Origin of the sequence: Streptomyces sp. M41(2017), assembly GCF_002078175.1 — a bacterium.
Taxonomy (GTDB): Bacteria; Actinomycetota; Actinomycetes; order Streptomycetales; family Streptomycetaceae; genus Streptomyces.
In genome coordinates, this window is the sequence record NZ_MWFK01000002.1 from 470,497 (window position 1) to 495,564 (window position 25,068).

Sequence of the window (25,068 nt, forward strand, 5' to 3'; positions counted from 1 at the left end):
AGTGGTTCGCTCCCTGCTGGGAGGCACAGCCTCTCAGTGAACGCCGTCGGGGGTCGACGCCGCAGGACACGGAGTGGCCGGCCCAGCCACCGGACGGGTACGGACGATCGAGTTCGCCGTCCTCTCCACGTCCACGAACCTGGCCCGTCCGGCCGGAGTCAACGTGACCCTCACGTTCCGTCGGTCCCTGTCGCCACGACGGCGATCGACCAGACCCAGGCCCTGCATGCCTCTCAGGAGGTAGGAAACCCGGTCTCCCGACTCGCCGAGAAAGGCCTTCAGCTCTGCCACCGACGCGGAACCGCCCTCTGCCTCGGCGAGGAATCCGAGAGCGAGGTAGTCGAGGAGCGACAGACCGTGCCGCGTCCGCAACGTGCCGTGCAAGTGCCCCAAGGCCCGGAGCGTCGGGAAATCGTCCCGCCCGGTGTTGTCCGCAGGATTCCGTTCAGACATACGCGTTCCCGAGAGTCGACCCGTCGGTCGCCGAACCACGACCTGACCACGTAACCCGTTCACCGAGGCTGGCGATCGCCGTCCCGGTGGACGAAAGGCCCTCGAATCAGGACACGGCAAAGGTCCTGGCCGGCCGGCGACCAGGACCTTCCCATCACTTCCTGTACAGGCAGCCGTGTGAAGGTCCAATTACAATGAATGACGAACGCCGGATTCCATCCGGCCGATTCGACATCTCGCTTTCTCATGGGCGTCCCCCAGCATTTCGGGTTGCCAAGCGGCAGAAGGAGATATCGGTGAACGACTCGTCCGAAGCACGTCTGCCCGCCCTGGGGACACACCTGACCTACGCTCCCAATCCGAGCCGCGCCGAGACCCGGGAGCAGCTTTCCAGGGCGACGTACGACCTTCTCGTGATCGGCGGCGGCATCCTGGGCATCTCCACCGCCTGGCACGCCGCGCAGTCCGGGTTGCGGGTGGCCCTGGTCGACGCCGGTGACTTCGCCGGCGCCACCTCCTCCGCCTCCTCCAAGCTCCTCCACGGCGGTCTGCGCTACCTGCAGACCGGCGCGGTGAAGCTGGTGGCGGAGAACCACTTCGAGCGCCGTGCGGTCTCCCGTCAGGTGGCCCCCCACCTGGCGAATCCGCTCACCTTCTACCTCCCCGTGTACAAGGGCGGGCCGCACGGCGCGGCGAAGCTCGGAGCGGGCGTCTTCGCCTACTCCGCCCTCTCCGCCTTCGGCGACGGCGTCGGCCACCTGCTCAGCCCCGCCAAGGCCGCGGAGAGCGTGCCCGAGCTGCGCACCGACAACCTCAAGGCCGTCGCCGTCTACGGCGACGACCAGATGAACGACTCCCGGCTCGCCCTGATGACCCTCCGCGCCGCCGTCGAGTCCGGAGCCTCCGTCCTCAACTACGCCGAGGTCACCGGGCTGCGTTTCACGAACGGCCGGGTGACGGGAGCGGAACTCAGGGATCAGCGCTCCGGGGACGAGTTCGGTGTGGACGCCCGTCTGGTGCTGAACGCGACCGGGCCGTGGGTCGACCACCTGCGCAAGCTGGAGGACCCGAACGCGGCTCCCTCCGTCCGGCTGTCCAAGGGCGCGCACCTGGTCCTCAAGCGCACCGCGCCGTGGAAGGCCGCGCTCGCGACCCCGATCGACAAGTACCGCATCACCTTCGCCCTCCCCTGGGAGGACATGCTCCTGCTCGGCACCACCGACGAGGAGTACAAGGGCGACCCGGGCGACGTCGGGGTCACCGAGAAGGACACGGCACAGATCCTGGACGAAGCCGCTCTGTCCGTGCGGGACGAACAGTTGTCCCGAGACCTCATCACTTATGCGTACGCCGGTCTGCGGGTGCTGCCGGGCGGTCCCGGCGACACCTCCAAGGCCAAGCGGGAGACGGTCGTCACCGAGGGCCGCGGCGGCATGCTGTCCGTCGCGGGCGGCAAGTGGACCACCTTCCGGCACATCGGCCGCACCGTCATGAAGAAGCTGGAGACGCTGCCCGGCCACCCGCTGGGCGAGGGCATCGAGCCGATCTCCGAGCTGCCGAAGAAGATGCCGCTGCCCGGCATCGCCAACCCGCGCGCCGTCGCACACCGCCTCCTCATCGACCACCCTGCGGACGGCCCCCGCATGGCCGCCGACACCGCGCGGCACCTGTCCACCCACTACGGCTCGCTGGCCTTCGACATCGCGCGCCTGGCGAACGAGAACCCCGAACTCGCCGAACGCATCCACCCGGACGCCCCGGAGATCTGGGCGCAGGTCGTCTACGCCCGCGACAACGAATGGGCCGAGACGGCCGACGACGTGCTGCGCCGCCGCACCACCCTGACCATCCGCGGCCTGGCCACGGAGGACATCCGCCGCCAGGTGGAGGACCTGCTGCACGCGAATTGACTTGCTCCTCGGGCTGAAGCCCGAGGATTCTGGCCTTCTCGATCGTTGCTGTGCCGCTACGCGGCGGCACGGGCTTGGGTCGGGAATCCGTGGCTTCCTGTTTCTTCGCGCTGTGCCGGGATTGCTCCTGGTCTTACCGGCGCTCCACAGGCTGATACCGCCAGTCCGGCGGCCATCTTCACGTTGATCGCGGCATTGTGGTCCCGGTCGTGGACGGTGCCGCAGGCGGCACACGTCCACTCCCGGGCATTGAGAGGCTTGGGCCCGTCCTTGACGCCGCAGGTCGAGCAGGTCTGGGAGGTCGGCGTGAACCGGCCGATCGTGACCAGGGTCCGTCCGTACCGGTCTGCTTTGTATTCCAGCATGCTGATGAACGATGCCCATCCGGCGTCGTGCACACTCTTGGCCAGTCTGGTGCGGGCCAGTCCCGCCACCGACAAGTCCTCCACGGCGATCCCTTGGTTCTCGGAGATCAGCTTGGTGGAGAGCTGATGGTGGAACTCGCGGCGTGCATCAGCAACTGTGGCGTGGGCGCGGGCGACCTTCAGGCGGGCCCTGTCCCGGTTCTTCGACCCTTTCTGTTTGCGGGACAGTTCCCGCTGGGTCTTCTTCAGCTTCTTCTCCGCGCGCCGCAAAAACCGCGGTGAGTCGATTTTCGTGCCGTCGGAGAGGACCGCGAAGTGGGTGAGGCCGAGGTCGATGCCGACGGTGCGGTCGGTGTCAGGCATCCGGGTCGCATCGACAGCGGGGGCGGTGTCGATGACGAAGGAGGCGAAGTACCGCCCGGCCGCGTCCTTGATCACGGTGACGGAGGACGGCGTGGTGGGCAGCGTGCGGGACCACTTCACTTTCACCGCACCGATCTTCGGCAGACTCAGGCGCCCTTTGTCGGTGATGTTCCAGCGGGCGTTGGCGGTGAACCGGATCGACTGCCGCTTGTCCTTGCGGGACTTGAAGCGAGGACGCCCGATGCGGGGGCCTTTGCGATCGCCCTTGAGGGAGGCGAAGAAGTTGCGATACGCCCTCTCGACGTCCCGCAGAGACTGCTGAAGCACCACCGCAGAAACCTCACCCAACCACGACCGCTCCACCGTCCGCTTCGCCTCGGTAATCAGTCTCTTCGACAACTCTGCACCCGTCGGGAACGACTGCTCGGTTTTACGAGCCTCTTCACGGGCGCGGACCGCATCGTTGAACACGACACGGGCGCACCCGAACGCCCTCGCCAACGCTTCCTGTTGGCTGATGTCCGGGTACAGGCGGAAGGAGTACCGAAGCTGCACAACCATCACGCTACACAGTTGGGCTATAGCCGATAGACGGAAGATCGGAAAAGGCCAGAATCCGCTTTCGTGATGCACGTCCACATGGCTTCGCTTCAAAGTTCTGGCACATGGTGTTCACCGATGCCCACGTGAAGCGTATGGAAGAAATCATGCGGTCGGTGCGTACAAACTTCGAGTGTGACCTGGTGGAGTTCAACGGCGACAACAACCACGTCCACCTGCTGGTGAGCTTTCCGCCCAAGGTCGCCGTGAGCAAACTGGTCAACTCCCTCAAGGGCGTCTCCTCCCGCCGCCTTCGCCAGGAGTTCCCCGACCTGGCACGCCACTACTGGAGGGCCAACAAGCTGTGGTCCTCCTCCTTCGCCAGAACCGTCGGCGGCGCCCCGCTCAGCGTGGTCAAGCAGTACATCGAACAGCAAAACCGGCCGGTGTGAGCACCACCCAGCACCGCCGGGACCAGCCCTCGCGACGCTCCGCACCCCCAGGCAAAGCCCTTGCGGTATCCGGCTCCGCCGGCCCTGAATCCGCGACGCTCCGCGTCGCCACCATCAGATTCGCTCCACCACCGGCCTGAAGGCCGATGCACTGCGAATGAATTCCGGTAGCCGCGTCGGCCCAGGGCGGCCACGACGCCACACCGTCCCGGCGTCGAGCCCGGCATCGTTCCGAGCGATGCCGGGCTCAGGGTCGTTGTGCGGGGCGGCGGCCTTCAGGTTGCTCGGGGGCGCGTTCGGGGGCGTGGACCAGGAGCGGCATGCGCCGGGAGGTGGTGGTGGAGACCGTGAGCCGCGTTCCGTCGTGGGCGATGGTCAGCGGCTCCCCCGATGTGAGGGTGTAGGTGACGGCGGAGGAGTCGATCTCCACGCGAAGGCAGCGCCCCCGGGTCTGGACCTTGAACGCCAGACGGCTCAACTGACCGGGCAGGCGCGGCGCGAAGGTGAGCATCGCCCCCTTCTGCCGCATGCCGCCGAAGCCCGCGACCAGGGCGAGCCAGGAGCCCGCGAGCGAGGCGATGTGAAGCCCGTCGCGTGTGTTGTTCTCAAGGTCGTCGAGATCCATGAGGGCCGCTTCGCCGAGATACGCGTAGGCGAGGTCCACGTGTCCCACCTCGGCCGCCATGATGGCCTGACAACAGGCCGAGAGGGACGAGTCGCGGACGGTGAGCGCCTCGTAGTAGGCGAAGTTGCGCCTCTTCTCCTGGTCGCTGAACAGGTCTCCGCACTTGTACATGGCGAGAACCAGGTCTGCCTGTTTCACCACTTGCTTGCGATAGAGATCGAAGTACGGGTAGTGGAGGAGGAGCGGGTACTGGTCCGCCCGTGTTTCCGCGAAGTCCCACTTCTCGTGCCGGGTGAACCCGGCATGCTGTTCGTGGACGCCGAGGTCGGCGTTGTAGGGGATGTGCGTCCGATCGGCCGCCAGCCGCCAGGCAGTTGTCTCCTCCGCGCTGACGCCGAGCGCGGCGGCCTGCTCCGGGTAGCGCTGGACGGCGGCGACGGCGGTCCTCAGATTGGAGCGTGCCATCAGGTTGGTGAAGACGTTGTCGTCGACCAGGGCGCTGTACTCGTCGGGTCCGGTCACACCGTCGATGTGGAACGTCCCGTCGGCGTCGGTCTGGCCGAGGGAGGACCAGAGGCGGGCGGTCTCCACCAGGATCTCGACGCCGGTGTCGCGGGCGAAGTCCTCGTCGCCGGTGGCGGACACGTAGGTGGTCACCGCGTCCGCGACGTCCGCGTTGATGTGGAAGGCGGCGGTGCCTGCCGGCCAGTAGGCCGAACACTCGGAGCCGGTCACCGTTCGCCAGGGGAACGTGGCGCCGCGCAGGCCGAGTTGGAGGGCGCGGTCGCGGGCCGCGGGGAGGGTGTTCTGTCGCCAGCGCAGGACGTCGGCCACCGCTTCGGGATGGGTGTAGGTGAGCACGGGCAGGACGAACGCCTCGGTGTCCCAGAAGCAGTGCCCGTCGTAGCCGGAGCCGGTCAGGCCCTTCGCCGGGATGGCGCGCCCCTCGACCCGGGCTCCCGCCTGGAGCGCGTGGAAGAGCCCGAAGCGGACGGCCTGCTGGATCTGCGGGTCGCCGTCGACCTCGACGTCCGCGTGTTCCCAGAAGTCGTCGAGGTACGAGCGCTGTTGTGCGAGGAGTTGCTCCCAGCCCGTGCTGCGCGCGCCGGCGAGGGCGGCGTCCACCTGGTCGCGCACGCTCGGCAGGGACCGCTCCGCAGACCATCCGTAGGAGACGAACTTGGTCAGCCGCAGTGACTGGCCGGGCGCGACCTGCGAGGTGACGGTGAGCCGGCTGACGTCGGCGTCGCTCTCGCTCGACGTCTGTGTCTCGGCGGGTCCTTCGACGAGGTGGTCGGCCGCGGCGGCGACCCGCAGGCGACTGCGCTCGGTCGTGTGGACGAGGCGCAGCCGCATCCCGGCGGCGAAGTCCTCCTCCGCGACGAGTGGCGCCGTGATCGCCGATGTGGCCCTGGGGTCGCCGGAGCCCTGCGGCAGCGCCTCGTTGGCGACGAGTTCGGACTGGACGACGAGACGTACCTCGGCGTCCACGGCTTCCACCTCGAAGCGGATGGCCGCGATGGCCCGCTCGGAGAAGGCCACCAGGCGGGTGGACCTCACCCGGACGGTGTGCCCCGATGGAGAGGTCCACTCGCAGACGCGGTGCAGCAGTCCTGAGCGCAGGTCGAGCGTGCGCTCGTGGGAGCGCAGGGTGCCGTACCTCAGGTCGAAGGGTTCGTCGTCGACGAGCAGCCGGATGATCTTCCCGTTGGTGACGTTGATGACCGACTGGCCGGACTCGGGGTACCCGTACCCGGCCTCCGCGTACGGCAGGGGCCGCAGTTCGTGGACCCCGTTCAGGTAGGAGCCGGGCAGGCCGTGCGGTTCCCCTTCGTCGAGGTTCCCGCGCCATCCGATGTGGCCGTTGGACAGGGCGAAGACGGATTCACTCTGCGCGAGCATGTCGAGCTGGAGGCCGCGCTCGTGGAGGGACCACGGATCGACGGTGTACGCGGGGTGTGTGATCATCGCGTCTCCCTCAGGGCGCCCAGTCCCTCGACCACGGTGTCGGCGCCGTGCGATCGCAGGTCTGCCGCCTGGTCGGCTCGGTCGACTCCGACGACGTAGCCGAAGTGGCCCGACCGACCGGCCTCCATCCCCGCGAGTGCGTCCTCGAACACCGCGCAGGCCGCGGGCGCGACTCCCAGCTCGTGGGCGGCGGCCAGGAAGGTGTCCGGCGCGGGTTTTCCCGGCAGGCCTCGTGCCTCGGCGACCGTCCCGTCGATACGGACCTCGAACAGTTCCTCCGCACCGATCGCCCTCAGCATCGCCTGACAGTTCTTGCTGGAGGAGACGACCGCGGTCCGCAGGGGGACGTCGCGGACGGCTCTGACGTAGTCGAGGGAGTCGTCGTACGCCTGGACGCCGTCCTGGCGGATCCGTGCGAGCAGTAGTTCGTTCTTGCGTTCCGCGAGGCGCCGGACCGTGTCCGCGTCCGCCGGGTCGCCCGGACTGCCCTCGGGCAGTTCCACGTCGCGTGAGGCGAGGAAGGTCCGCACTCCGTCCGCGCGGGGCCTACCGTCGACGTATCGGTCGTAGTCGGCCTGATCGAAAGGACGGAATTCCGGACCGTACCGGGCTTCCAGGAACTCGTCGAACATGTCCTTCCACGCCGCGGCGTGCAGACCGGCGGTACGCGTGATCACACCGTCGAGATCAAACAGACACGCCTGAATTCCGGTGGGGAGGCCGAGGTTCGTCATCAAGCGGTCCTTCCTTGACCCGTCCCCCTCCATGCCTGTCGCCGATGCCCTTCACCCGCCTGACGCCGGAGCCACCACGGTCTTCACACCAGGGGCAGGCCGACGGTCACGGAACCACGGTGACGGGCCAGAGGCCGCGCTTGACCAGGCGGACGGCCATGGAGCCGATCAGTCTGTGTCCGGCGGACTCGGAGGCGCCGACCACGACGGTGTCGGCCTTGAGATCACGGGCTGCCGACACGAGCCCGTTGTAGGGATCGTCCCGGAACGTGTGGAAGGCCCATCGGACCCCTCCGAGAGCCTGCAGATTCTCGGTCGCTTTCCTGATTTCGCCCGCGACCTCTTCGGCCAGTTCCTCGGTCAACGCCGCGGCGTTCACACCGGCGGCGACGCTCGCCGCCATGTAGGGCTGAATGTAGACCAGCGCGAGATCCGAATTCTGTCTGCGCGCGAGGCCCGCGGCATAGGCCGCGGCCCGCCACGAGGATTCGGACCCGTCGACGCCCGCGAGAACGACCCGGGGTCCGTCCGTACCGCGCTCGAACACATCCTGATGCTCGTCAGTCACACAGGAAAGGCTAACTGTTCCCGTCGGCGGAAGCGCTCCGGCAGCCTCGAACGGCCGGCCGCGAGCGCCCGGCTCCGGCGTCGTCGGCACACTTGACCCATCAAGGTGATCCCATGGCCCGCGCCCTCCGGAATGGGGCCCTTCAGTTGATCATTGGTATTGAATTCGTATCCGTATCGGCAGTCGGAGCATTCCGCCCACAGCGGCGGCACTCCCGCGGGTATGGCGTGTCCCTTCCGACAGACAGGTGCGGCCTGTGCGGTTCAGAAAGAGGCCGGAGCATTTCGACGCCGATCAGGTGGTGGCGGACGCGCCGCCGTCCACGCCTCCCCCACCGCCTTCTCCGCCCGCGGTAGCCGCGCCGTCCGCGTCCGGCCGCCCCGAACCCGTCTCCGTCGTTCCGTGGGGCATTCGGGTCGGAGCGGAAGTGGGATGGCGTCTGCTCGTCCTGGCGGCCATCCTGTGGGTGCTGATCCGCGTCATCGGCGCCGTCCACCTGATCGTGCTGTCTTTCGCGGCCGCTCTCCTGATCACCGCGCTTCTTCAGCCCACGGTGGCCCGTCTCCAAAGGCACCGGGTACCGAAGGGGCTCGCGACCGTTGCGACGGCCCTCTGCGGGTTCGTCCTCCTGGGCCTGGTCGGCTGGTTCGTCGTCTGGCAGGTGATGGACAACGTGGACGACCTCTCGGATCAACTGCAGAGCGGCGTCGACGACCTCAAGCACTGGCTCCTCAAGAGCCCGTTCCACATCACCGAGGCCCGGCTCGACCACATCTCCGACAAGCTGGGCGACAGCATCGGGTCCAGCAGCGATCAGCTCACCGCAGCGGGCCTGCACGGCGTCACAGTCCTGGCGGAACTCCTGACCGGGGTCCTGCTGACGGTGTTCTCGACGCTGTTCCTGCTCTACGACGGACCCCGCATCTGGAAATGGGCGCTCAAGTTCGCCCCGGCATCCGCCCGCTCCGCGATCGACGGCGCCGGCCCCCCGGCGTGGCACACCCTCACGGCGTACGTGCACGGCACGGTCATCGTCGCCTTCATCGACGCCGTCTGCATCGGGCTGGGGATCTACATCCTCGGCGTCCCTCTGGCGGTGCCCCTGGCGGTCGTCGTCTTCGCTGCCGCGTTCGTCCCGCTGGTCGGCGCGGTCGCCTCAGGAGCCTTGGCCGTCATCGTCGCCTTCGTCACCCAGGGCGTGTTCACCGCCCTCCTGGTCCTTCTCATCGTCCTCGGCGTTCAGCAGTTGGAAGGGCACGTCCTGCAGCCGTTCATCCTGGGGCGAGCGGTGCGCGTCCACCCCCTCGGCGTCATTCTCTCGGTGGCCGCCGGGGGTCTGATCGCCGGGATCGGGGGCGCGGTGGTGGCCGTGCCTCTGGTGGCTGTGGTCAACACGGTCGCGGGCCACCTTCTGCACAGGGACGGCCAAGACCAGCGGGAGAGCGCGGAGTAGCGGCTCCGCGGCATCCACCCGGCGCCGAGCCCTTGCACGCGAGACCTGAGCAGGCCGCAGCCGGTCGGTGTCGGAGTCCCTCGCCCGTCACCCTGCTCGGCGTTCGGACGTACTCACTCCTCGCGCTCGAACTCCGCCTGAGCCCGCTGCGCGTCCAGTTCGTCCTGCGCAGTGCGGTAGACGTCACGCACCAGACTCCGGACCACCTCGGGGTCGGACGACGTGGAGGCCGTACGAACCCGGTCCTCCCACCCGTCCGCAGCGCCCTGATTCCCATCGTTCCTGGCCATACGACAACCCTAGCCACGGCTTCACGGATCGCCACTCGGCCACCCGCTCCCCCTGGAGTGGAGCCCGGACGTAATTGCTCAGGCAAGTTGCATCGACGTATGCACGGGTAGGATACGCAACGTCATCCATGGACACGAAGGAGTGAACGATTGTGACCAGCCGACCGTCCGCCACCCTCCGGTCGCGGTACGTCGAGCAGGCCGCGTCGGACCTGGAGGAGAACCGCCGCCTCCAGAGGGAACTGACCAGCAGGATCTCGGCGTTGCGGCAAGAAGAGGCGATGCTGATGGACATCCTGCGGCTGGCCGAGCGGTACGAAGGCCTGCCGGACCCGTCACCCGTGCCGGACCGGGCGTCCTCGGCGGACCGGGCGTCCTCGGCGGCGTCCGACACCAAGGCGACGCCGCGTCGGTCGCTGCTCGGGAGTGTTCTGCTGGAGCTTCTCGCCGGCCACGACGAGCCGCTCCTGGCCAAGGAAGTACGGGAAGAACTCCTGGCGAGGCATCCGGACCGCAGCCCGACACCTCAGGTCGTCCGCAACACCCTCGAGTCACTGGTGGCGAAGGGCCGCGTCCAGCGGCACAAGCAGCAGCGGGCCGTGCTGTACAGCCTCGCGAAGCGCCCTGAGCTTCGCGTCTCCTCCCGGCCGAAGAACTCCGACTGACGAACACGTCACGTTCGGAGTTCTCAGGCCGGATCGGGTCACAGCCCGAGGTCCAGAGCGAGACAGGAGAACTGGTTCCAGGAGGCTTCAGGGTTGTAGGGGGCGACGCCAGGGCCGTTCGCCGCCTGTTCCTGGACCATCCGGTCGAAGCCGATGCGCTCGGGGAGTTTGCCGAATCGGGCCTGCCGCGCCGCCGCGTCCATCGCACTCTCCGTGTCCACGCTGCTGTCCTCTCCCTTGCCGCCGCCCGGGCCGGCCGACGAACCGAGTCCGTCGGCGTCCTGGATGGCCATAACTCTGAACCGTGGCTCGTCACCTGTCAAGGTGGTGACGATGGAGAGGTCACCAGGAGCTTGCGCCACCGTCCACCGCATAGTTGGCACCGGTGATGTAGGACGCCCTGTCGGAGGCGAGGAAGGCAGCGAGTTCCACGATCTCCTCGGGCCGGGCGAAGCGCTTGAGCAACGTCTTGCTCACGATGGCGGCCCGCGCCTCCTGGTCGTCACCGAGGTCCCGGTCACTGGCCGGGGTCAGCACCGGACCAGGGCTGACAGCCACAGCCCGGATCCCGTGCGGGGCTCCTTCGAGGGCGAGTTGTCGCGTCATTCCGATGACGCCGGCATTGGCCGCGGTGTGCCCGACCATCGGAGGGGTCGAGCCCGCTATGAGACCTGCCACCGACGCCACGTTGATGATGACGCCACCCCCGCGCCGGACCATGTGCGGCCACGTGAATTTCGAGACGAAGAAGGGAATGTCCAGTTCACCGGCCTGCGTCACACGCCAGTCCTCCACGGAGAATCCCGGCATGGGCCCGAATCGCTGCAGGGCGGCATTGTTGTACACCACGTCGAGCCCGCCGTGGACGGCCGCGGCATCGTCGACCATCTGTCGCACCTGGTCAGGGTCAGTGAGGTCGACCGGCGCCATGCCCGTCATCTCGCCTCCGGCGCGACGTACGAGTTCGGTGGTCTCCTCGTTGCCGCCGGTCTGCACGTCCACTCCGACGATCTTCGCTCCCTCCCTGGCGAAGATCATCGCCGCGGTACGGCCCATACCCGCCGCGGTACCGGTGATGAGGGCTACCTTGCCGTCGAGTGTTCCCATGGCCGTTCTCCTTGCGTTCCGGGCTGTCGACCGGAGGGAAGCGGCGCGACTCGGCACGGCGGGACTCGGCCCCGGCGTCCCGTCTCCAGGTCCGAGGTGCCGGGCGAAGCTGTCAAAGCGACGGTGTTGAGCGCCAAGCGCCTTGCCCCCGGGGGCAGTTCTCGGCGCCGTCATCACTCGCCATGGCCGCGATCGCTCAAGGCCCACCGGTCCCGTCCAGCTTAGGTACAAGTCGGGCCTGACGCATGCGGACAGGTGGGACCCGGGCTGTGGTCGTCCCGTCCTCGAACCCGCAGGTTCAGCGCGCGTCGCCCAGGCCGAAGACTTCGAGCGACGTTTCCGGCTCAGGATCCGACCTCGACGGGGATCCGCCCGCCCGGCTCAAGCGGTACTAGGGAGGTGCGCATCTCGACCGGCGCTCACCGCCGGACCATCGGGACGTCTCTCATCTGCCGTGATCCCGGGGCGACTTGGGCCACCACCCGATAACCGTGCCGGACGGGCCTGCCAGTTGACCGCGGTAGCCGGGACGAACCACAGGGCGGGTGCGACCGTGCCGACTCGGTCCCTTAAGGTACCTGTGCATCCGGAGGACGGCTGCCGAACGCCGCGTCCACTACGGCGAGGCGTGCCGCCGTGGTTCACCTCGTCACCGGACTTGAGGGCGCATCACCTCGGGATCCGACCAGGAACTCAACCGCGCTTCCAGGCTCCCCGGTTGCGGCTCATCGCGTGCCCTGTCACCCGAACCCCACGTAAGGATCTTCGTCTTGCACAAGAGGAACAGAAGACTGCGGCTCCCCGTCGTGGTGGCGGTCGGCGCACTGGCCGCAAGCGGCCTGGCCGCGCCCCAGTCCATCGCGTTCGCCGACAGCCGGAGCGGCCCCGCCACCACCCGTCAGCAGGACTTCGCCTCAGCCGCCGCGGAGTTCGACGTTCCCCTCGATGTTCTGCTCGGCGTCGCCTACCAGGAGTCGGCGTGGGAGTCCCACGGTGCGCGGCACAGCACCGATGGCGGCTTCGGGCCCATGCACCTCACCGACGTCACCCCGGCCATGATGGCCGGCGGTGGCTCCGGCGCCGCCGGCCGCGACGACCTTGCCGCGCTGGCCTCGAAGCCGGCCCTCCACACGGTGCAGGCCGCCGCGAAGCTGACGGGACTGTCCCCGGACACCCTGCGCACGGACCCCGGGGCGAACATCCGAGGCGGCGCGGCCCTCCTCGCCTCGTACGAGAGGAGGGTCGCCGGCGGCACACCGTCGGACCCGTCCAAGTGGTATGGCGCCGTGGCCCGTTACAGCCAGTCGACGCAGCGACAGGCCGCGAAGGTGTTCGCGGACCGCGTCTTCGACACTCTCCGCAAGGGCGCCTCCCGCGTGACGCAGGACGGCCAGCGCGTCCGCCTCGGCGCCACCGACTCGGTTCGCCCCGCGGCCGCGCAGGTGGACCGGCTGCACCTGAAGTCGGCGGACACGGCGGACACCGAATGTCCGGCGAGCGTGGTGTGCACGTTCGTGCCCGGCTCCCCGGTGGGTCTCCAGGTGTCCGACCGGCCGGCGAACGGCATCCGGATCGACACCATCGTCATCCACGACCTGGAGTCGACGTACGACGCCGGCGTCAGGGACCTGGCCTCCCCGACCAAGAACGCGGCGACCAACTACGTGATGCGGTCGTCCGACGGCGCCGTGACCCAGATGGTCCCCACCAAGGACATCGCCTTCCACGCGGGCAACTACTCCACGAACATGCACTCTCTCGGCATCGAGCACGAGGGATACGCCGCGAACGGCGCCACCTGGTACACCGAGGCCCAGTACGAGTCCACGGCCGCTCTGGTCCGGTACCTGGCGGAACGGTTCGACATTCCCCTCGACCGTCAGCACATCATCGGCCATGACAACGTTGCCGGTCCTGCCGACGCCTACGTCTCCGGCATGCACTGGGACCCGGGCAACGCCTGGGACTGGGACCACTTCATGACGCTGCTCGGTCACGCGTACAGCGGTGTGCATCGCGTCCCCGACGTGGGCCAGGTCGTGACCGTCGACCCGACGTTCGCCGACAACGTACAGACCGTGCGGGTCTGCCCGGGCGACGATCCGCTGGACCCCTCGACGCCGTGCACGGACCGGCAGCAGGAGTCGAACTTCGTCTATCTCCGCACCGCTCCGGACGCGACCGCGCCGCTCTTCGGCGACCAGGCGATCCACGGGAGCGGCGACGGCACGGACCGCATCAGCGACTGGGGCGGCACCGCCCAGTCCGGACAGCAGTTCGTCGTCGCGGACGTGCGGGGCGACTGGACCGCGATCTGGTTCAGCGGCGCCAAGGTGTGGTTCCACAACCCGGCAGGCGTGAACGCCAAGATCACCTACGGCGTGAAGCTGATCCAGCCGGCGGGCGGCACCTCGGTGGCCGTGTACGGGCAGAGCTACCCGGACGCCTCCGAGTACCCGGCCGGTCTGAGCCCGTCGACGCAGTCCGCGCTGAGCATGTACACCGTCCCGGCAGGCCAGGCGTACGTCGCGACGCGGCCCCCGGTCGTCACCGACGACTACTTCAAGAGCAGCGGCACCGTCGTCCTCGGCGCCAGGAAGATGTACACCATCCAGTACAACCACCGGGTCGTACTCGTCTACGCGAACGACGTCACTGCGACGCCGGTGTCCCGCCACTGGGAAGACGGGAACTGATCAGCCTGTCCACCCACTGAGGGGCCGAACCCACTGGGCTCGGCCCCTCACCGCGTCGCGCGGACACCGCGCGGGCCCCGCGTGCCGGAGATCTAGACTGTGGCCATGCCGGACGTGATGCACATCGAACCCCTCGACCGCGACGAGGAGGCGTTCCTGCGGGCCCTTGGCCGCGTGATGGCTCTGCTTCCTCGGCTCGTCGACGCCGACATGCTGGATGAGCACACCATTTCGAGCACCGAGTACCTCGTTCTGGTGCACCTCTCCGAGGCGCCGCACAACCAGATGCGGATGAGTGAACTCGCCAACATGTGCGGGATGTCGCTGAGCGGCATGACGCGGGTGGTGAACCGGCTGCAGGCCCGGTCCCTGGTCGTGCGCGAGAAGTCCCCGGACGACGGCCGGTCCTGGCTCGCCGCTCTCACCGACGCCGGGTGGACCCAGCTGAAGGCCGCGTGGCCGACCAACCTCGCGAGTGTGCGGCACCACGTGTTCTCGCGCCTGGAGGGTTGTGACATCGCCGCCGCCACGGAGGTGCTGCAGCGCATCGCGCCGCTGTGAGGTGGGCCGTCCGCCGTGGACAGCCGGTCGGCGCGGGGCAGTTGGCGCCGGGACCCGACCGGCCTCACGCGCCGCGTCACGCGGTCACCCTACGACGTACTCACTTGAGGATTTCGAGCAGCCGGTCGGCCAGGACGGCCGCCGAGTGCGGATTCTGCCCGGTGACGAGGTTGCGGTCCTCGACCATGTACGGCTCCCAGATCGGCCCGCGGCTGTAGTCGACGCCCACCTTCTCCTTCAGGTCGTCCTCCAGCAGCCAGGGCGCCCGGGAGGCCAGGCCGACCCCTTCCTCCTCCTCGTTGGTGAACCCGGTGACCCGGTAGCCCTTGAAGGGAGACACGCCGTGGATCCGGGTGGCCAGGAGCGACGCGGGGGCGTGACACACGATCGCCAGCGGGTTGCCCGAGGCGAGTTGCGCCGTCAGCAGCCGGCCGGCGTCGGCATCGAAGGCCAAGTCCGACATCGGACCGTGGCCACCCGGCAGGTAGACCGCGTCGTAGTCCTCGAGCCGGACGTCCGACAGCTTCAGTGGCCGACGCATCACCTCCGCTGAACGAATGATCTCCTCCAGCTCCAGAGCTCCGTCCTCACCGCCGGCCATGGAGGGCCGGAGACTCATCATGTCGACATTCGGTGTCACGCCGCCGGGTGTCGCGACCACGACCTCGTGGCCGGCCTCCGTGATCGCCTTGTAGGGCATCGCGAATTCCTCGGCCCAGTAGCCGGTCGCGTAGCGGGTCCCGTCCTTCAACACCCAATACGTGGCACCGCTCACGATGAAAAGCACCTTCGCCATAACCGTCCGCCTCCTCGCCCTCGAACAATCTGTCCGGGGGATTCAGACGCATTCCAGCCTAGGTACGGCCATGGCCCAGCGCATGCCGACGGGGCCCCGAATCCGCACACGCAGCGTGGAATTGCGGTTGCCGAACGAATTCGAACCGCGCTTCTCCACTCAACTTGTCCGCAGCCGGGGGATGTTGTCCGGGCACACCGAGGGCTGATCCCGCGGCTGGAGAACGAGAAGAGATCCCCGCCCTCTCCAAGGGGTGCCCGCGTGCGGCCCACGCGTCGGCCGCACGCGACGACACGGACGTGGCGACGCCCAGGAGGGGTGACGACAACGGGAGATCACCGTCACCTGCTTGACCGGTGACGGCGCCTGTGCCACGGTCAGGTCGCACACGCAGCGGCTCCCCACGCCCCCACCGACCCTGCTCGCGGGATTCGACTGGGGCTCCCGGACCGCGGACATCATCGCCGCCCTGCGGCCCGAGCGCGTCAAAGCCCTTGTGTCCGTGAGCGGTTACCTCATCACGAACATCGAGGCCCAGAAGAAGCCGCTGACACCCCGGGCGGAGTACGCCTGGTGGTACCAGTGGTACTTCAGCACCGAGCGGGGCCGCCTGACCATCCCCGTCACGACCGTTACGAGAAGGTCCTCGCCACGCGCCCCGTCATCACCGTACCGACCTTCACCCTCGGCCCCGAGCGCGATCCGTTCGCCGCGCCGGGGAACGGCGCCGCCTACCGCGACCGCTTCACGGGCCCGTACGACCACCGGACGCCGGCCGGCATCGGCCACCACGTGCCGCAGGAGGCGCCCGCCACCTTCGCCCGGGCCGTCGTCGACGCGGACCGCCTCTGAGCCCACGGCCGGCCCACAGCGGACCCGACGACACTTACTTGACCCGTCAATCACTAAGTTGCATACTTCGCTAAGCAAGTACTTAGGGCAGTGTGTCGATCAGCCGCTGCTGTCTGCACGAAAGGGTCTTCCCGTGACCAAGATCGGAATCATCATCGGCAGCACCCGGCCGGGCCGCAACGCCGAGGCCGTCGCCCGCTGGGTGCACGAAGTCGCCACCGAGCGCACCGACGCCGAGTTCGAGCTCGTCGACCTGCTGGACTACAAGCTCCCCCTTCTGGACGAGGCCTACCCGCCGTCGATGGGCAACTACACCCAGCCGCACACCCAGGCATGGGCCGAGGCGATCGCGTCCTTCGACGGCTACGTCATCGTGACCCCCGAGTACAACCGCACGGTGCCGGGCGCCCTGAAGAACGCCATCGACTTCCTCTACGCCGAGTGGAACAACAAGTCCGTGGGCTTCGTCAGCTACGGCGGCGTCGGCGGTACCCGTGCCGTGGAGCACCTGCGCGGCATAGCGGGCGAGCTGCAGCTGGCCGACGTCCGCTCCCAGGTGGCCCTCTCACTGTTCACCGACTTCGAGAACTTCTCCACCTTCACACCGGCCGACATCCAGCGGGACACACTCGTCACCACCCTGGACCAGGTCGTGGCGTGGGCCAACGCTCTCGCTCCCCTGCGGGCCGCCTGACGGACCGGGACGGCCAGCGCCGGCGGGCCAGGTGTGAGCCGCGAGGTCGACGTGCCCTTCCGCGCGTCGGCCTCCATCGGCATGCCTTGGCAGTCATTACAGTCACCTGCCAGACTCGTGATGTGAACCTCGACCACGTCTTCGTCTGCGGGAATCCGGCCCTCGACTTCGCCGCGACCCTGCGCGCCCGGCGATCGGCGCGGTTCGAGATGTTCGCGACGCCGGACAGACTGGACGCCTGGTACACGGAGAGCGGCGTCGTCGATGCCGTCTCCCCCGGCCGGAGCGCCGACGTGGAGCAGGCGAAGGCCCTCCGTGAGGCCATCTACGAGCTGGTCACAGCGCGTCGGCTCGGTGAGGACTTCGGGCACGGGGCCCTCGCCGTGGTCAACAGCGCCGCGCGCAAGTCGCCGGCCGTGCCCCAGCTCACCCCGTCCGGGCGCTGGACGGCGGCGACCCCCGACGAAGCACTGTCCACGGTGGCGCGGCTCTCGATCGAGTTGCTGAGCGGGCCGGACGTGCCCCTGCTCAAGGAGTGCGGCAACCCCGAGTGCACGCGGACGTACATCGATCGCTCACGCGGGATGCGCCGACAGTGGTGCGGCATGGAGTCCTGTGGCAACAAGATCAAAGCGGCCGCCTACCGCGCCCGTAAGAAAGAGACCACGCCCGTCTCCGGCTGACGGGCGGGACGTGCGCTGATCGACCTTCACTGAGACCCCGTCGCCATCGCTGCGCGGTCGCAGTCGCAGTCGCAGTCGCAGTCGCAGTCGCAGTCGTCAAGGCTTGGCCGTCACCATCGCTTTGTCGAGTTCATGGACGTGCCCCTGCGGCGCGGTGAAAAACGGTCGCCCGCCGGACCGCTTCGCGAGCAGGCCGGGGTCGGAACCTGGGGCGTGCCGGGTCAGCCGCGGTGGATCCCCCGCGCGGCGCGCAACGCGGCCATGGCGTCACCGACGGCCACGATCCGCTCCGGGCTCAACGAGTCGACGAAGACCTCGCGGATCGCTCGCAGGTGCGGCAGCAAGGCCGCCCGGAAGGCGTCGGCGCCCTCGGCGGTGAGCACCACCTCCGCACCCCGACTGTCGGTCGCACACCTGTCCCGGCGAATCAGCCCGCGGCGCTCCATCCGTCCCAGGTGATGCGACAGCCTGCTGCGCTCCCATCCCATGGTCCGGGCCAGATCGGACGACCGCAGCCTGCGACCGGCGGCTTCGCTGAGCGCCAGCAGCACCGCGTAGTCGCCCGGCGACAAGGAACAATCCTGCTGCAGCCGGGCGGCAAGCTCGTCATGGAGTGCCTGCGCGGTTTCGACGAAGTCGCGCCAGACCCGTAGCTCCTCGGCGTCGGGATACAGGCTCCGCCGTTCATTCACCACTGATCACCTCTTTATTTGACGTGTCAATCATGTCGAGTAATACTTGCCGCATCAAGCACATGCTACTCCCGCATCTTTCAGGTGGCCCGCCCCTCGGGAACCATCGGAGGAGGACGCCATGACGGCCGCGCCATTCACCTTCGGTCTGAATTCGTTCGGGGAGGTCGCGACGGACGCCGGCCGCGTCCTCGACGACGGCGAGACCGTCCGACTGCTCATCGAGGAGGCGCGGCACGCCGAGGCCGTCGGGCTGGATGTCTTCAGCGTCGGCGAACACTACCGACCCGGCCACGTCGACACCGCGGCTCCGGTGCTGCTCTCCGCCATCGCGTCCGCGACCCGCACCATTCGCCTCGGGACCTCGGTGACCGTGCTGAGCACCAACGATCCGGTGCGTCTCTTCCACGACTTCTCCACGCTCGACGCGGTCTCCGACGGACGCGCCCAGCTCGTCGTGGGCCGCGCCTCGGCGACGGACTCGTTCCCTCTGTTCGGTTACGACGTGAGCGACTACGAAGAGCTCTTCGAGGAGAAGCTCGAACTCCTCATGCGGCTCCAGCGGGAGGACTCGGTGACATGGTCCGGCGCCTTTCGCTCACCACTGTCCGAGCAGCGCCTGCGCCCCCGGATGCGCCCGGGCGGGATTCCCACCTGGATCGGAGTGGGGGGAAGTCCCAACTCCGTTGTCCGAGCCGCCCGTTACGGCCTCCCTCTCATGCTGGCCGTCATCGGTGGACGCCCGCAGCGCTTCGCCCGTCACGTCGATCTGTACCAGCGCGCCCTGCGGCAGGCCGGGCACGGCGCCCGGCCGATCGGCCAGCACTCCCTGGGATTCGTGGCGGACACCGACGAGGAGGCCGCCGAGACCTGGTGGGAGTACTGGAAGCCGGTGGTGGCAGGTCTCGCGCGGGAGCGCGGCTTCTATCCGCCGACCTGGGACGTCTATCGCGAGGAGATCGACCACGGTGCGCTGTTCGTGGGCTCTCCGGACACGGTCGCCCGCAAGATCGCCGCGACGGCCCGTGACCTGAGCCTGAGCCGCTTCGACCTCAAGTACGACATCATGCATCTCCCCCGTGAGGCCCGCGCCCGCAGCATCGAACTGCTGGGCAGTGAAGTCGCGCCACGCGTGAGGGAATTGATCACGAAGGAGTCCCGTCATGTCTGATCTCGACTTCGGCCTCGACACGTTCGGCGACGTCCCCGTCGACGACTCCGGTGCGCAGGTCTCCCATGCCCGGGCGATCCGGCAGCTCGTGGACGAGGCGGTTCTCGCCGACGAGATCGGCATCGACGTCCTCGCCGTGGGCGAGCACCATCGCCCCGAGTACGCGGTCTCCACACCGGAAACGGTGCTCGCCGGCATCGCCACGCGTACCCGGCGCCTGCGGTTGTCCTCCGGCGTGACGGTCCTCAGCTCCGACGACCCCGTCCGGGTCTTCCAGCGTTTCGCGACCGTGGACGCCCTCTCCGACGGGCGAGCCGAGGTCATCCTGGGGCGGGGGTCCTTCACGGAGTCGTTCCCCCTCTTCGGCTACGACCTCAGCGATTACGACCAGCTGTTCGAAGAGAAGATCGAGCTCTTCGTGCGTCTCCTCGACGAGAAGCCCGTCACCTGGGAGGGCACTCTCCGGGCTCCCCTCGAAGCGGCCGAGGTCTTCCCTCCGACCGAATCCGGTCACCTCCCCACCTGGGTGGGTGTCGGCGGATCACCCCCGTCGGTCGTCCGGACCGCCCGCTACGGCCTTCCCCTGATGCTCGCGGTCATCGGCGGCTCTCCCACACGCTTCGCGCCCTACATCGACCTCTACCGGAAAGCCGCCGCGCAGTTCGGCACCACCGCACATCCGGTAGGAATGCACTCACCGGGGTTCGTGGCCGACACCGACGAGGAGGCCCGCGAGGTGTACTGGCCCAGCTACCGGATCATCCGCGACCGTATCGGCGCGCTCCGCGGCTGGCCGCCGATCCGCCGCGCGGAGTTCGAGGCGGAGATCGAGCACGGCTCGCTGTACATCGGGGCACCGGAGACGGTCGCGCGCAAGATCGCCCGCGCCGTGGGCGAACTCGGCGTGGGCCGCTTCGACCTCATCTACACCGCGGGGGCGCAGCCGATCAGTGCCCGGCTGCGCGCGGTGGAGCTGTACGGCACGAAGGTGATTCCCATGGTCCGCGACATCCTGGCCGGCTGACCCGACGCGACATCCCCTGGCCGGCTGACCGAAGGAGCGAGGAACGATGAACACCGAGGACGTACACACGATCGGCATCCTGGGCGCCGGGAAAGTAGGGACCGTACTGGCGCGGCTGGCTCTCGCCGCCGGCCACCGCGTGCTGATCGCGGGCTCAGGCGCGGTCGAGAGCATCGCTCTCACTGTGGAGGTGCTCGCCCCCGGCGCCCTCGCTGTCGTGGCGGAGGATGCCGCGTCCGGGGCGGATGCGGTGGTCCTGGCGGTCCCCCTCGGCAAATATCGCAGTCTCCCTGTCGAGGCCTTGCGGGGGAAGCTGGTCATCGACGCGATGAACTACTGGTGGGAAGTCGATGGCCTCCGGCGGGACCTCACGGACCCGGCGGTCTCCACCAGCGAGATCGTGCAGGCGTTTTTGCCCGACTCACGCGTGATCAAGGCGTTCAACCACATGGGATACCACGACCTCGAGGACGGAGCACTGCCCGCCGGAACACCCGGCCGCAAGGCGATCGCGCTCGCCGGCGACGACGCGCACGACCTGGCCACCGTCGCGCATCTTGTGGACGCCTTCGGCTTCGACCCCGTGGACGCCGGCCCGCTCTCCGAGGGCGTACGACTGCAACCGGGCACGGAGCCGTTCGGCGCCAATGTCGGAGCCCGCGAGCTACGGGCCATGCTGGACCGCTTCCCGACCACGGAGCACGGCCGGACGGTCCTCGCATCCCGGGCCGCGGGTACGGCACCCCTCGGCATGGCCCGCTGAGCGGGCAGGCCGCGTGGGCCCCGTCGGGGCATCCGGGGGCCGGGCCACCCATCCGGCCCCATCGACCCGGTCAAGGCTTCCGTGCCGAGGCGCGGGTGTGGACCAGCGCCTAGCCTGGCAAAGGAGCCAGGGAGGACGAGTCGACTGCCGTGATCTTCAGCATCGGTGACCTGCTGCCCGAGTCCGGTCTGCGGACCGGAGTCGATATGTTGGTGCGCCTGGTGGAAGCGGGCGGCGCCATCATCATCTTCGTCGGCGCGGTCGTCGCCTTCTCCCGCCTGGTCACGGTGGGACTGCGGGAACGCAAGGCCGAGATCTTCGTGTCCGTGCGTCTCACCCTGGGTCGCTTCCTGCTCCTGGGTCTGGAGTTCCAGCTCGCCTCCGACATCTTGCGGACGGCCATCTCCCCGACCTTTCGCGAGATCGGTCAACTGGCCGCGATCGCGGCCATTCGAACGGCGCTCAACTACTTCCTCGGTCGTGAGATCAAGGAGGAGCGCGCTCAGATCGCGGCCGAAGAGACCCCGGCAGGCTCCGGAAAGGACGTGTGACGGCACCGGGCAGGCGTCTGTCCGCACGCGGGCCGCGCCCGATGGCCCGACGACGTCGGGCAGGTCCGGGCGGGCCGGGTCGCCCGGCGATGGGGACGACGGCAGGTGGGGCAGCGGCGACACCGAACACATCAGCACTGCTGCTCGAAGTGAAGGTTCTCCCAGCGTCCGGCGGCGGTGTCCTGGCGAGTGCCGACCACCAGGTTCAGGGTGAACAAGCCGTGGGCGACGCCGTTCCCGGAAATCTGGGCCAGGAGCACCAGACCGTCCTGGTCGGGAGGGACCTGCCACTGGTCGGAGAAGCCGCCGATCTGCGCCACGGAGTGGGGCGGGGTCCCGGCGTGGACGCCGTTCACCAGCGCCTCCACGAAACGGTCCACCATCTCGACGCCCGCTCCGACGTCGCGCCCGTCGCTTTCGCCCGCGCCGTCGCTTTCACCGTCACCGTCCAGGAAGCTCCGCACAAGGTCACATCCGCGCCAGTCGTGGTCGATGGTCAACCCCGGCACGGGATACAGGGGGCGCCGTTCGTAAACGACGGTCCTCGGTCCACCACCCACGATGTCCCGTGACGGTCGTTCCCCGGTCGATCCATCGGCGGGGACGTGGAGAACCGCGGAATCCTCCGGTTCGTACTCGAATGTAGTGAAGAACAACAGCTGCCCGTCCGAGGGAATTTCGATGTCGAGGGAGTCGCGGGGCAGGGCCGCGCAGTCGACGGCCAGCACGAAGGGATCCGCCGGGCCGCTCCCGTCATCGCCTCCGTCCTCACCCCCGGGCAGCGGAGGCAGGCCGCCGGTCAGTCCGGCCGGCAGGGTGTCCTCCTGGTCCGCATCGGGCAGGTCGGCCTTCCTCACCAGGAGGACACACGGCCTCAGCAGCCCCGCCAACTCCCTTGCGACATCGGCTGGAACGCCGTACTCGCTCGCCAGCCCGGTCACGTTCCGCTCGTCGACGTATGCCATGCCGGTGATCGTGCCACGGCCCACCGACACGGAACCGGACCGTCCTCGGAGGAGAGGGGCAGGGAGCGCGCGGTCCGACGCGACCCGCACGGTCGAACCGCGGGCACGACGCGGTCCCGGCCGCATCGTGCTCGTTTCCGGGCGCATCAGGTCCGTAAACGCGTGCTAGAAAAGGGGGACTTCGGCTCTCGTGGCCGACGGCGATCGGCGGTTCGGACAAGAGCGGCCTCCTCAGGGAATCCGTCCCAACGGCCCCGGCACTGTTCGTTCCCTCTGACGTGGTCAGCGGGTACGGCAGCCAGGGCGGCCGTGGGGCGGTTTCTTCTGATCACGCTGCCCGCCCGGGCCAGGTCCGGGACCCGAACGGACGGGCGGGCGAAGCCCCCTGTCATGCGAGGAGCCATGATGACGGACCGCTCAACGGCACCGACGACGGCCATCGATCAGCTGGGCGTCAGCGCGGCTCTCGAGCACGCCGGTGCGGGCGTCTACGCCGTCGGGGACTCGGGTCGGATCGTCTGGGTCAACACACGCGCTCTCGATCTCCTCCTTCTCGGCGCCGACGACATGATCGGGTACGACTCCCACGACCTGCTGCACCGGGACGCGCGGGGACGTCCGGTCCCGCGGGAGAGCGGCGGGCTCCCTCGACAGACGGACCGACAGACGGACCGGCAGGCGCTGCGGTCGGGCCGCAACTGGTACCCCCGCGGCGACGGCACCCTCCTGCCGGGGCAGTGGTTCGCCCTGCCCTGCGAAGCCAACGAGCAGGGCGTGGTCGCCCTGGTGGCCTTCCATCCCGCCGAGGAGCCCGAGCCCGACGCGGCACGGCCCGCACCGTCACCCCGGGCTCTGTCCGAGGGTGAGCGTCTGGCCCTGCTGGCGGACACCACCGCTCAGCTGATCTCCAACGTCGACGTGCACGGAGCCCTGCATCGGGTGGTGGAACTGATGCTTCCGCGGCTCGCGGACTGGGCGGTCATCGACCTCATCGCCGAGGGGGACGAGGTGACGCGATCACTGGTCGTCCAGGCCGAGGACTCCGTACTGCGTACCCGCGAGGACCTGCAGGGCCCCATGCCCCCGATCCCCGCCTCCTCCCCCATGCCCTTGTCCGCGGCCCTGCGAGGTGCGGCCTCCGCTCTGGCGGGCCCCGAGACCTATGACGGGCCCCCCGACACGGGTATCGCGGTGGAGCAGCGCAGGCTGTTCGAGGCGACCGGGATCCAGACCGCGGCCATCGCTCCCATCCGCGGCCCCCACGAGGTGGTCGGTGCCCTCACGTTGGGGCGCACCCGACGCGACGAGGCGTTCACCACGGGCGATCTGGCCCTTGTGGAGGACATAGCCCGCCGGATCGGCATCGCTCTGGAGAACGCGCGCCACTATCAGCGTCAGCGCCAGATCGCCGCCACCATGCAGCGCTATCTGCTGCCTCAGCTTCCGCGGTTGTCGGGGGTGGAGATGACCACTCGCTATCTGCCGGCCCCGGACGCCTCGCACGTGGGCGGCGACTGGTACGACGCTTTCCCGCTCCCGGCCGGGGACACGGCCCTGGTCATCGGCGACGTGGTCGGCCACGACCTGGAGGCGGCCGCCGGCATGGCGCAACTGCGGAACATGCTCCGCGCCTACACCTGGTCGCAGGACAACCCCCCGCACCGCACCGTGCAGCACCTCGACCAGGCGATGAGGCACATCACCGATGTCCGCATGGCGACGCTCATCCTGGCCCGCCTCGCCTGCGACCCCGCTGGACATTGGATCCTGCGCTGGACGAGCGCGGGCCACCCGCCGCCCCTGCTGGTCGACTACGACGGCGTGACCCGCTACCTCCACGAGGGCAACGGGCTCCTTCTCGGCACCGGTACCGACCGCCCGCGCCACGACGCGGAGGCGACGCTGCCGCCGGGTTCGACGCTCGTCTTCTACACCGACGGGCTCATCGAGACCCGCGGACAACTGCTGGACACCGGCTTGCAACGCCTGCGCCGGCACGCCGCGGCGCTCGCCCACCGGCCGCTGAACTCCTTCACCGACCGGCTGCTCGAACGCACCCGTCCGACCGACAACGACGACGACGTCGCCCTGCTCACCATCCGCATCCCGCTCGGCACGCCGTAGATC

At 68.8% G+C, this 25,068-nt stretch carries 21 protein-coding genes and 3 pseudogenes; 14 read left to right on the forward strand and 10 right to left on the reverse strand.

The window, feature by feature from the left end; all coding sequences use genetic code 11:
* Positions 1 to 749: 749 nt before the first annotated feature.
* The gene (locus B0675_RS27710) at positions 750 to 2,363 is read left to right on the forward strand and encodes a glycerol-3-phosphate dehydrogenase/oxidase (protein WP_241540027.1); all 1,614 of its coding nucleotides are present in this window, start codon (positions 750 to 752) and stop codon (positions 2,361 to 2,363) included.
* Between the two features lie 56 nt (positions 2,364 to 2,419).
* Here B0675_RS27710 and B0675_RS27715 read toward each other — a convergent pair whose 3' ends face one another.
* Complete coding sequence (locus B0675_RS27715; RefSeq protein WP_081222335.1) at positions 2,420 to 3,646, reverse strand: RNA-guided endonuclease TnpB family protein; 1,227 nt, start codon at positions 3,644 to 3,646, stop codon at positions 2,420 to 2,422.
* Between the two features lie 72 nt (positions 3,647 to 3,718).
* Here B0675_RS27715 and tnpA point away from each other — a divergent pair.
* Positions 3,719 to 4,083, forward strand: a pseudogene (gene tnpA, locus B0675_RS27720) (IS200/IS605 family transposase).
* A 247-nt stretch (positions 4,084 to 4,330) separates the two neighbouring features.
* On the opposite strand, the gene B0675_RS27725 reads toward tnpA, so the two are convergent.
* The 3 genes from B0675_RS27725 to B0675_RS27735 form a co-directional block, all read right to left on the reverse strand.
* A complete protein-coding gene (locus B0675_RS27725; RefSeq protein ID WP_081222336.1) occupies positions 4,331 to 6,676 on the reverse strand; it encodes a glycosyl hydrolase family 65 protein in 2,346 nt (781 codons plus the stop codon).
* Positions 6,673 to 7,410 carry a beta-phosphoglucomutase family hydrolase gene (locus B0675_RS27730; RefSeq protein WP_081222337.1) on the reverse strand — a complete coding sequence of 246 codons (738 nt, stop codon included), beginning with the start codon at positions 7,408 to 7,410 and terminating at the stop codon, positions 6,673 to 6,675. Before B0675_RS27730 ends, B0675_RS27725 begins: the two co-directional genes overlap by 4 nt.
* A gap of 106 nt (positions 7,411 to 7,516) precedes the next feature.
* Positions 7,517 to 7,978, reverse strand: coding sequence for a universal stress protein (locus B0675_RS27735; RefSeq protein ID WP_081222338.1), 462 nt, complete (start codon positions 7,976 to 7,978; stop codon positions 7,517 to 7,519).
* 358 nt (positions 7,979 to 8,336) lie between these two features.
* Here B0675_RS27735 and B0675_RS27740 point away from each other — a divergent pair.
* Positions 8,337 to 9,389, forward strand: a pseudogene (locus B0675_RS27740) (AI-2E family transporter); the annotation flags it as partial.
* 155 nt (positions 9,390 to 9,544) lie between these two features.
* Here the strand turns inward: B0675_RS27740 and B0675_RS41555 are convergent.
* Positions 9,545 to 9,721 (reverse strand): hypothetical protein, encoded by a 177-nt coding sequence (locus tag B0675_RS41555; RefSeq protein WP_164369763.1) that lies wholly within the window; start codon positions 9,719 to 9,721, stop codon positions 9,545 to 9,547.
* A 152-nt stretch (positions 9,722 to 9,873) separates the two neighbouring features.
* Here B0675_RS41555 and B0675_RS27745 point away from each other — a divergent pair, with 152 nt between their 5' ends.
* On the forward strand, positions 9,874 to 10,386 hold the full coding sequence (locus tag B0675_RS27745; RefSeq protein WP_081222340.1) for a BlaI/MecI/CopY family transcriptional regulator: 513 nt from the start codon (positions 9,874 to 9,876) through the stop codon (positions 10,384 to 10,386).
* Positions 10,387 to 10,424: 38 nt separating this feature from the next.
* Here the strand turns inward: B0675_RS27745 and B0675_RS27750 are convergent, their stop codons facing one another.
* Positions 10,425 to 10,679, reverse strand: a complete 255-nt coding sequence (locus B0675_RS27750; RefSeq protein WP_107482859.1) for a hypothetical protein — start codon at positions 10,677 to 10,679, stop codon at positions 10,425 to 10,427.
* Between the two features lie 49 nt (positions 10,680 to 10,728).
* Positions 10,729 to 11,493: an SDR family NAD(P)-dependent oxidoreductase gene (locus B0675_RS27755; RefSeq protein ID WP_081222341.1), complete on the reverse strand. Its 765-nt coding sequence runs from the start codon at positions 11,491 to 11,493 to the stop codon at positions 10,729 to 10,731.
* Positions 11,494 to 12,263: 770 nt separating this feature from the next.
* Here B0675_RS27755 and B0675_RS27760 point away from each other — a divergent pair.
* Together B0675_RS27760 and B0675_RS27765 are read left to right on the forward strand one after the other, a co-directional pair.
* Positions 12,264 to 14,189: an N-acetylmuramoyl-L-alanine amidase gene (locus B0675_RS27760; protein WP_081222342.1), complete on the forward strand. Its 1,926-nt coding sequence runs from the start codon at positions 12,264 to 12,266 to the stop codon at positions 14,187 to 14,189.
* 105 nt (positions 14,190 to 14,294) lie between these two features.
* The gene (locus tag B0675_RS27765; RefSeq protein WP_081222343.1) at positions 14,295 to 14,750 is read left to right on the forward strand and encodes a MarR family transcriptional regulator; all 456 of its coding nucleotides are present in this window, start codon (positions 14,295 to 14,297) and stop codon (positions 14,748 to 14,750) included.
* A 100-nt stretch (positions 14,751 to 14,850) separates the two neighbouring features.
* Here B0675_RS27765 and B0675_RS27770 read toward each other — a convergent pair whose 3' ends face one another.
* Positions 14,851 to 15,546 (reverse strand): type 1 glutamine amidotransferase domain-containing protein, encoded by a 696-nt coding sequence (locus tag B0675_RS27770; protein ID WP_081222344.1) that lies wholly within the window; start codon positions 15,544 to 15,546, stop codon positions 14,851 to 14,853.
* Positions 15,547 to 15,964: 418 nt separating this feature from the next.
* On the opposite strand from B0675_RS27770, the pseudogene B0675_RS27775 reads away from it, so the two are divergent.
* The 3 genes and pseudogenes from B0675_RS27775 to B0675_RS27785 all read left to right on the forward strand — a co-directional run.
* Positions 15,965 to 16,398, forward strand: a pseudogene (locus B0675_RS27775) (alpha/beta hydrolase); the annotation flags it as partial.
* 133 nt (positions 16,399 to 16,531) lie between these two features.
* Positions 16,532 to 17,092 (forward strand): NAD(P)H-dependent oxidoreductase, encoded by a 561-nt coding sequence (locus B0675_RS27780; RefSeq protein WP_081222345.1) that lies wholly within the window; start codon positions 16,532 to 16,534, stop codon positions 17,090 to 17,092.
* 122 nt (positions 17,093 to 17,214) lie between these two features.
* Complete coding sequence (locus tag B0675_RS27785; protein ID WP_081222346.1) at positions 17,215 to 17,775, forward strand: CGNR zinc finger domain-containing protein; 561 nt, start codon at positions 17,215 to 17,217, stop codon at positions 17,773 to 17,775.
* 221 nt (positions 17,776 to 17,996) lie between these two features.
* Here B0675_RS27785 and B0675_RS27790 read toward each other — a convergent pair whose 3' ends face one another.
* Complete coding sequence (locus tag B0675_RS27790) at positions 17,997 to 18,470, reverse strand: MarR family transcriptional regulator (protein ID WP_241540028.1); 474 nt, start codon at positions 18,468 to 18,470, stop codon at positions 17,997 to 17,999.
* Between the two features lie 118 nt (positions 18,471 to 18,588).
* Here B0675_RS27790 and B0675_RS27795 point away from each other — a divergent pair, with 118 nt between their 5' ends.
* The 4 genes from B0675_RS27795 (at position 18,589) to B0675_RS27810 (ending at position 21,976) form a co-directional block, all read left to right on the forward strand.
* The gene (locus B0675_RS27795; protein ID WP_081222347.1) at positions 18,589 to 19,638 is read left to right on the forward strand and encodes an LLM class flavin-dependent oxidoreductase; all 1,050 of its coding nucleotides are present in this window, start codon (positions 18,589 to 18,591) and stop codon (positions 19,636 to 19,638) included.
* Complete coding sequence (locus B0675_RS27800; protein WP_081222348.1) at positions 19,631 to 20,662, forward strand: LLM class flavin-dependent oxidoreductase; 1,032 nt, start codon at positions 19,631 to 19,633, stop codon at positions 20,660 to 20,662. Before B0675_RS27795 ends, B0675_RS27800 begins: the two co-directional genes overlap by 8 nt.
* A gap of 46 nt (positions 20,663 to 20,708) precedes the next feature.
* Positions 20,709 to 21,425, forward strand: a complete 717-nt coding sequence (locus tag B0675_RS27805; RefSeq protein WP_081222349.1) for an NADPH-dependent F420 reductase — start codon at positions 20,709 to 20,711, stop codon at positions 21,423 to 21,425.
* Between the two features lie 206 nt (positions 21,426 to 21,631).
* Entirely contained in the window at positions 21,632 to 21,976 is a 345-nt protein-coding gene (locus B0675_RS27810) for a DUF1622 domain-containing protein (protein ID WP_081223926.1), read from the forward strand.
* A gap of 131 nt (positions 21,977 to 22,107) precedes the next feature.
* Here the strand turns inward: B0675_RS27810 and B0675_RS27815 are convergent, their stop codons facing one another.
* On the reverse strand, positions 22,108 to 22,941 hold the full coding sequence (locus B0675_RS27815) for a DUF1963 domain-containing protein (protein WP_241540029.1): 834 nt from the start codon (positions 22,939 to 22,941) through the stop codon (positions 22,108 to 22,110).
* A 405-nt stretch (positions 22,942 to 23,346) separates the two neighbouring features.
* On the opposite strand from B0675_RS27815, the gene B0675_RS27820 reads away from it, so the two are divergent.
* Positions 23,347 to 25,065, forward strand: a complete 1,719-nt coding sequence (locus B0675_RS27820; protein WP_241540030.1) for a GAF domain-containing SpoIIE family protein phosphatase — start codon at positions 23,347 to 23,349, stop codon at positions 25,063 to 25,065.
* Positions 25,066 to 25,068: the final 3 nt, after the last annotated feature.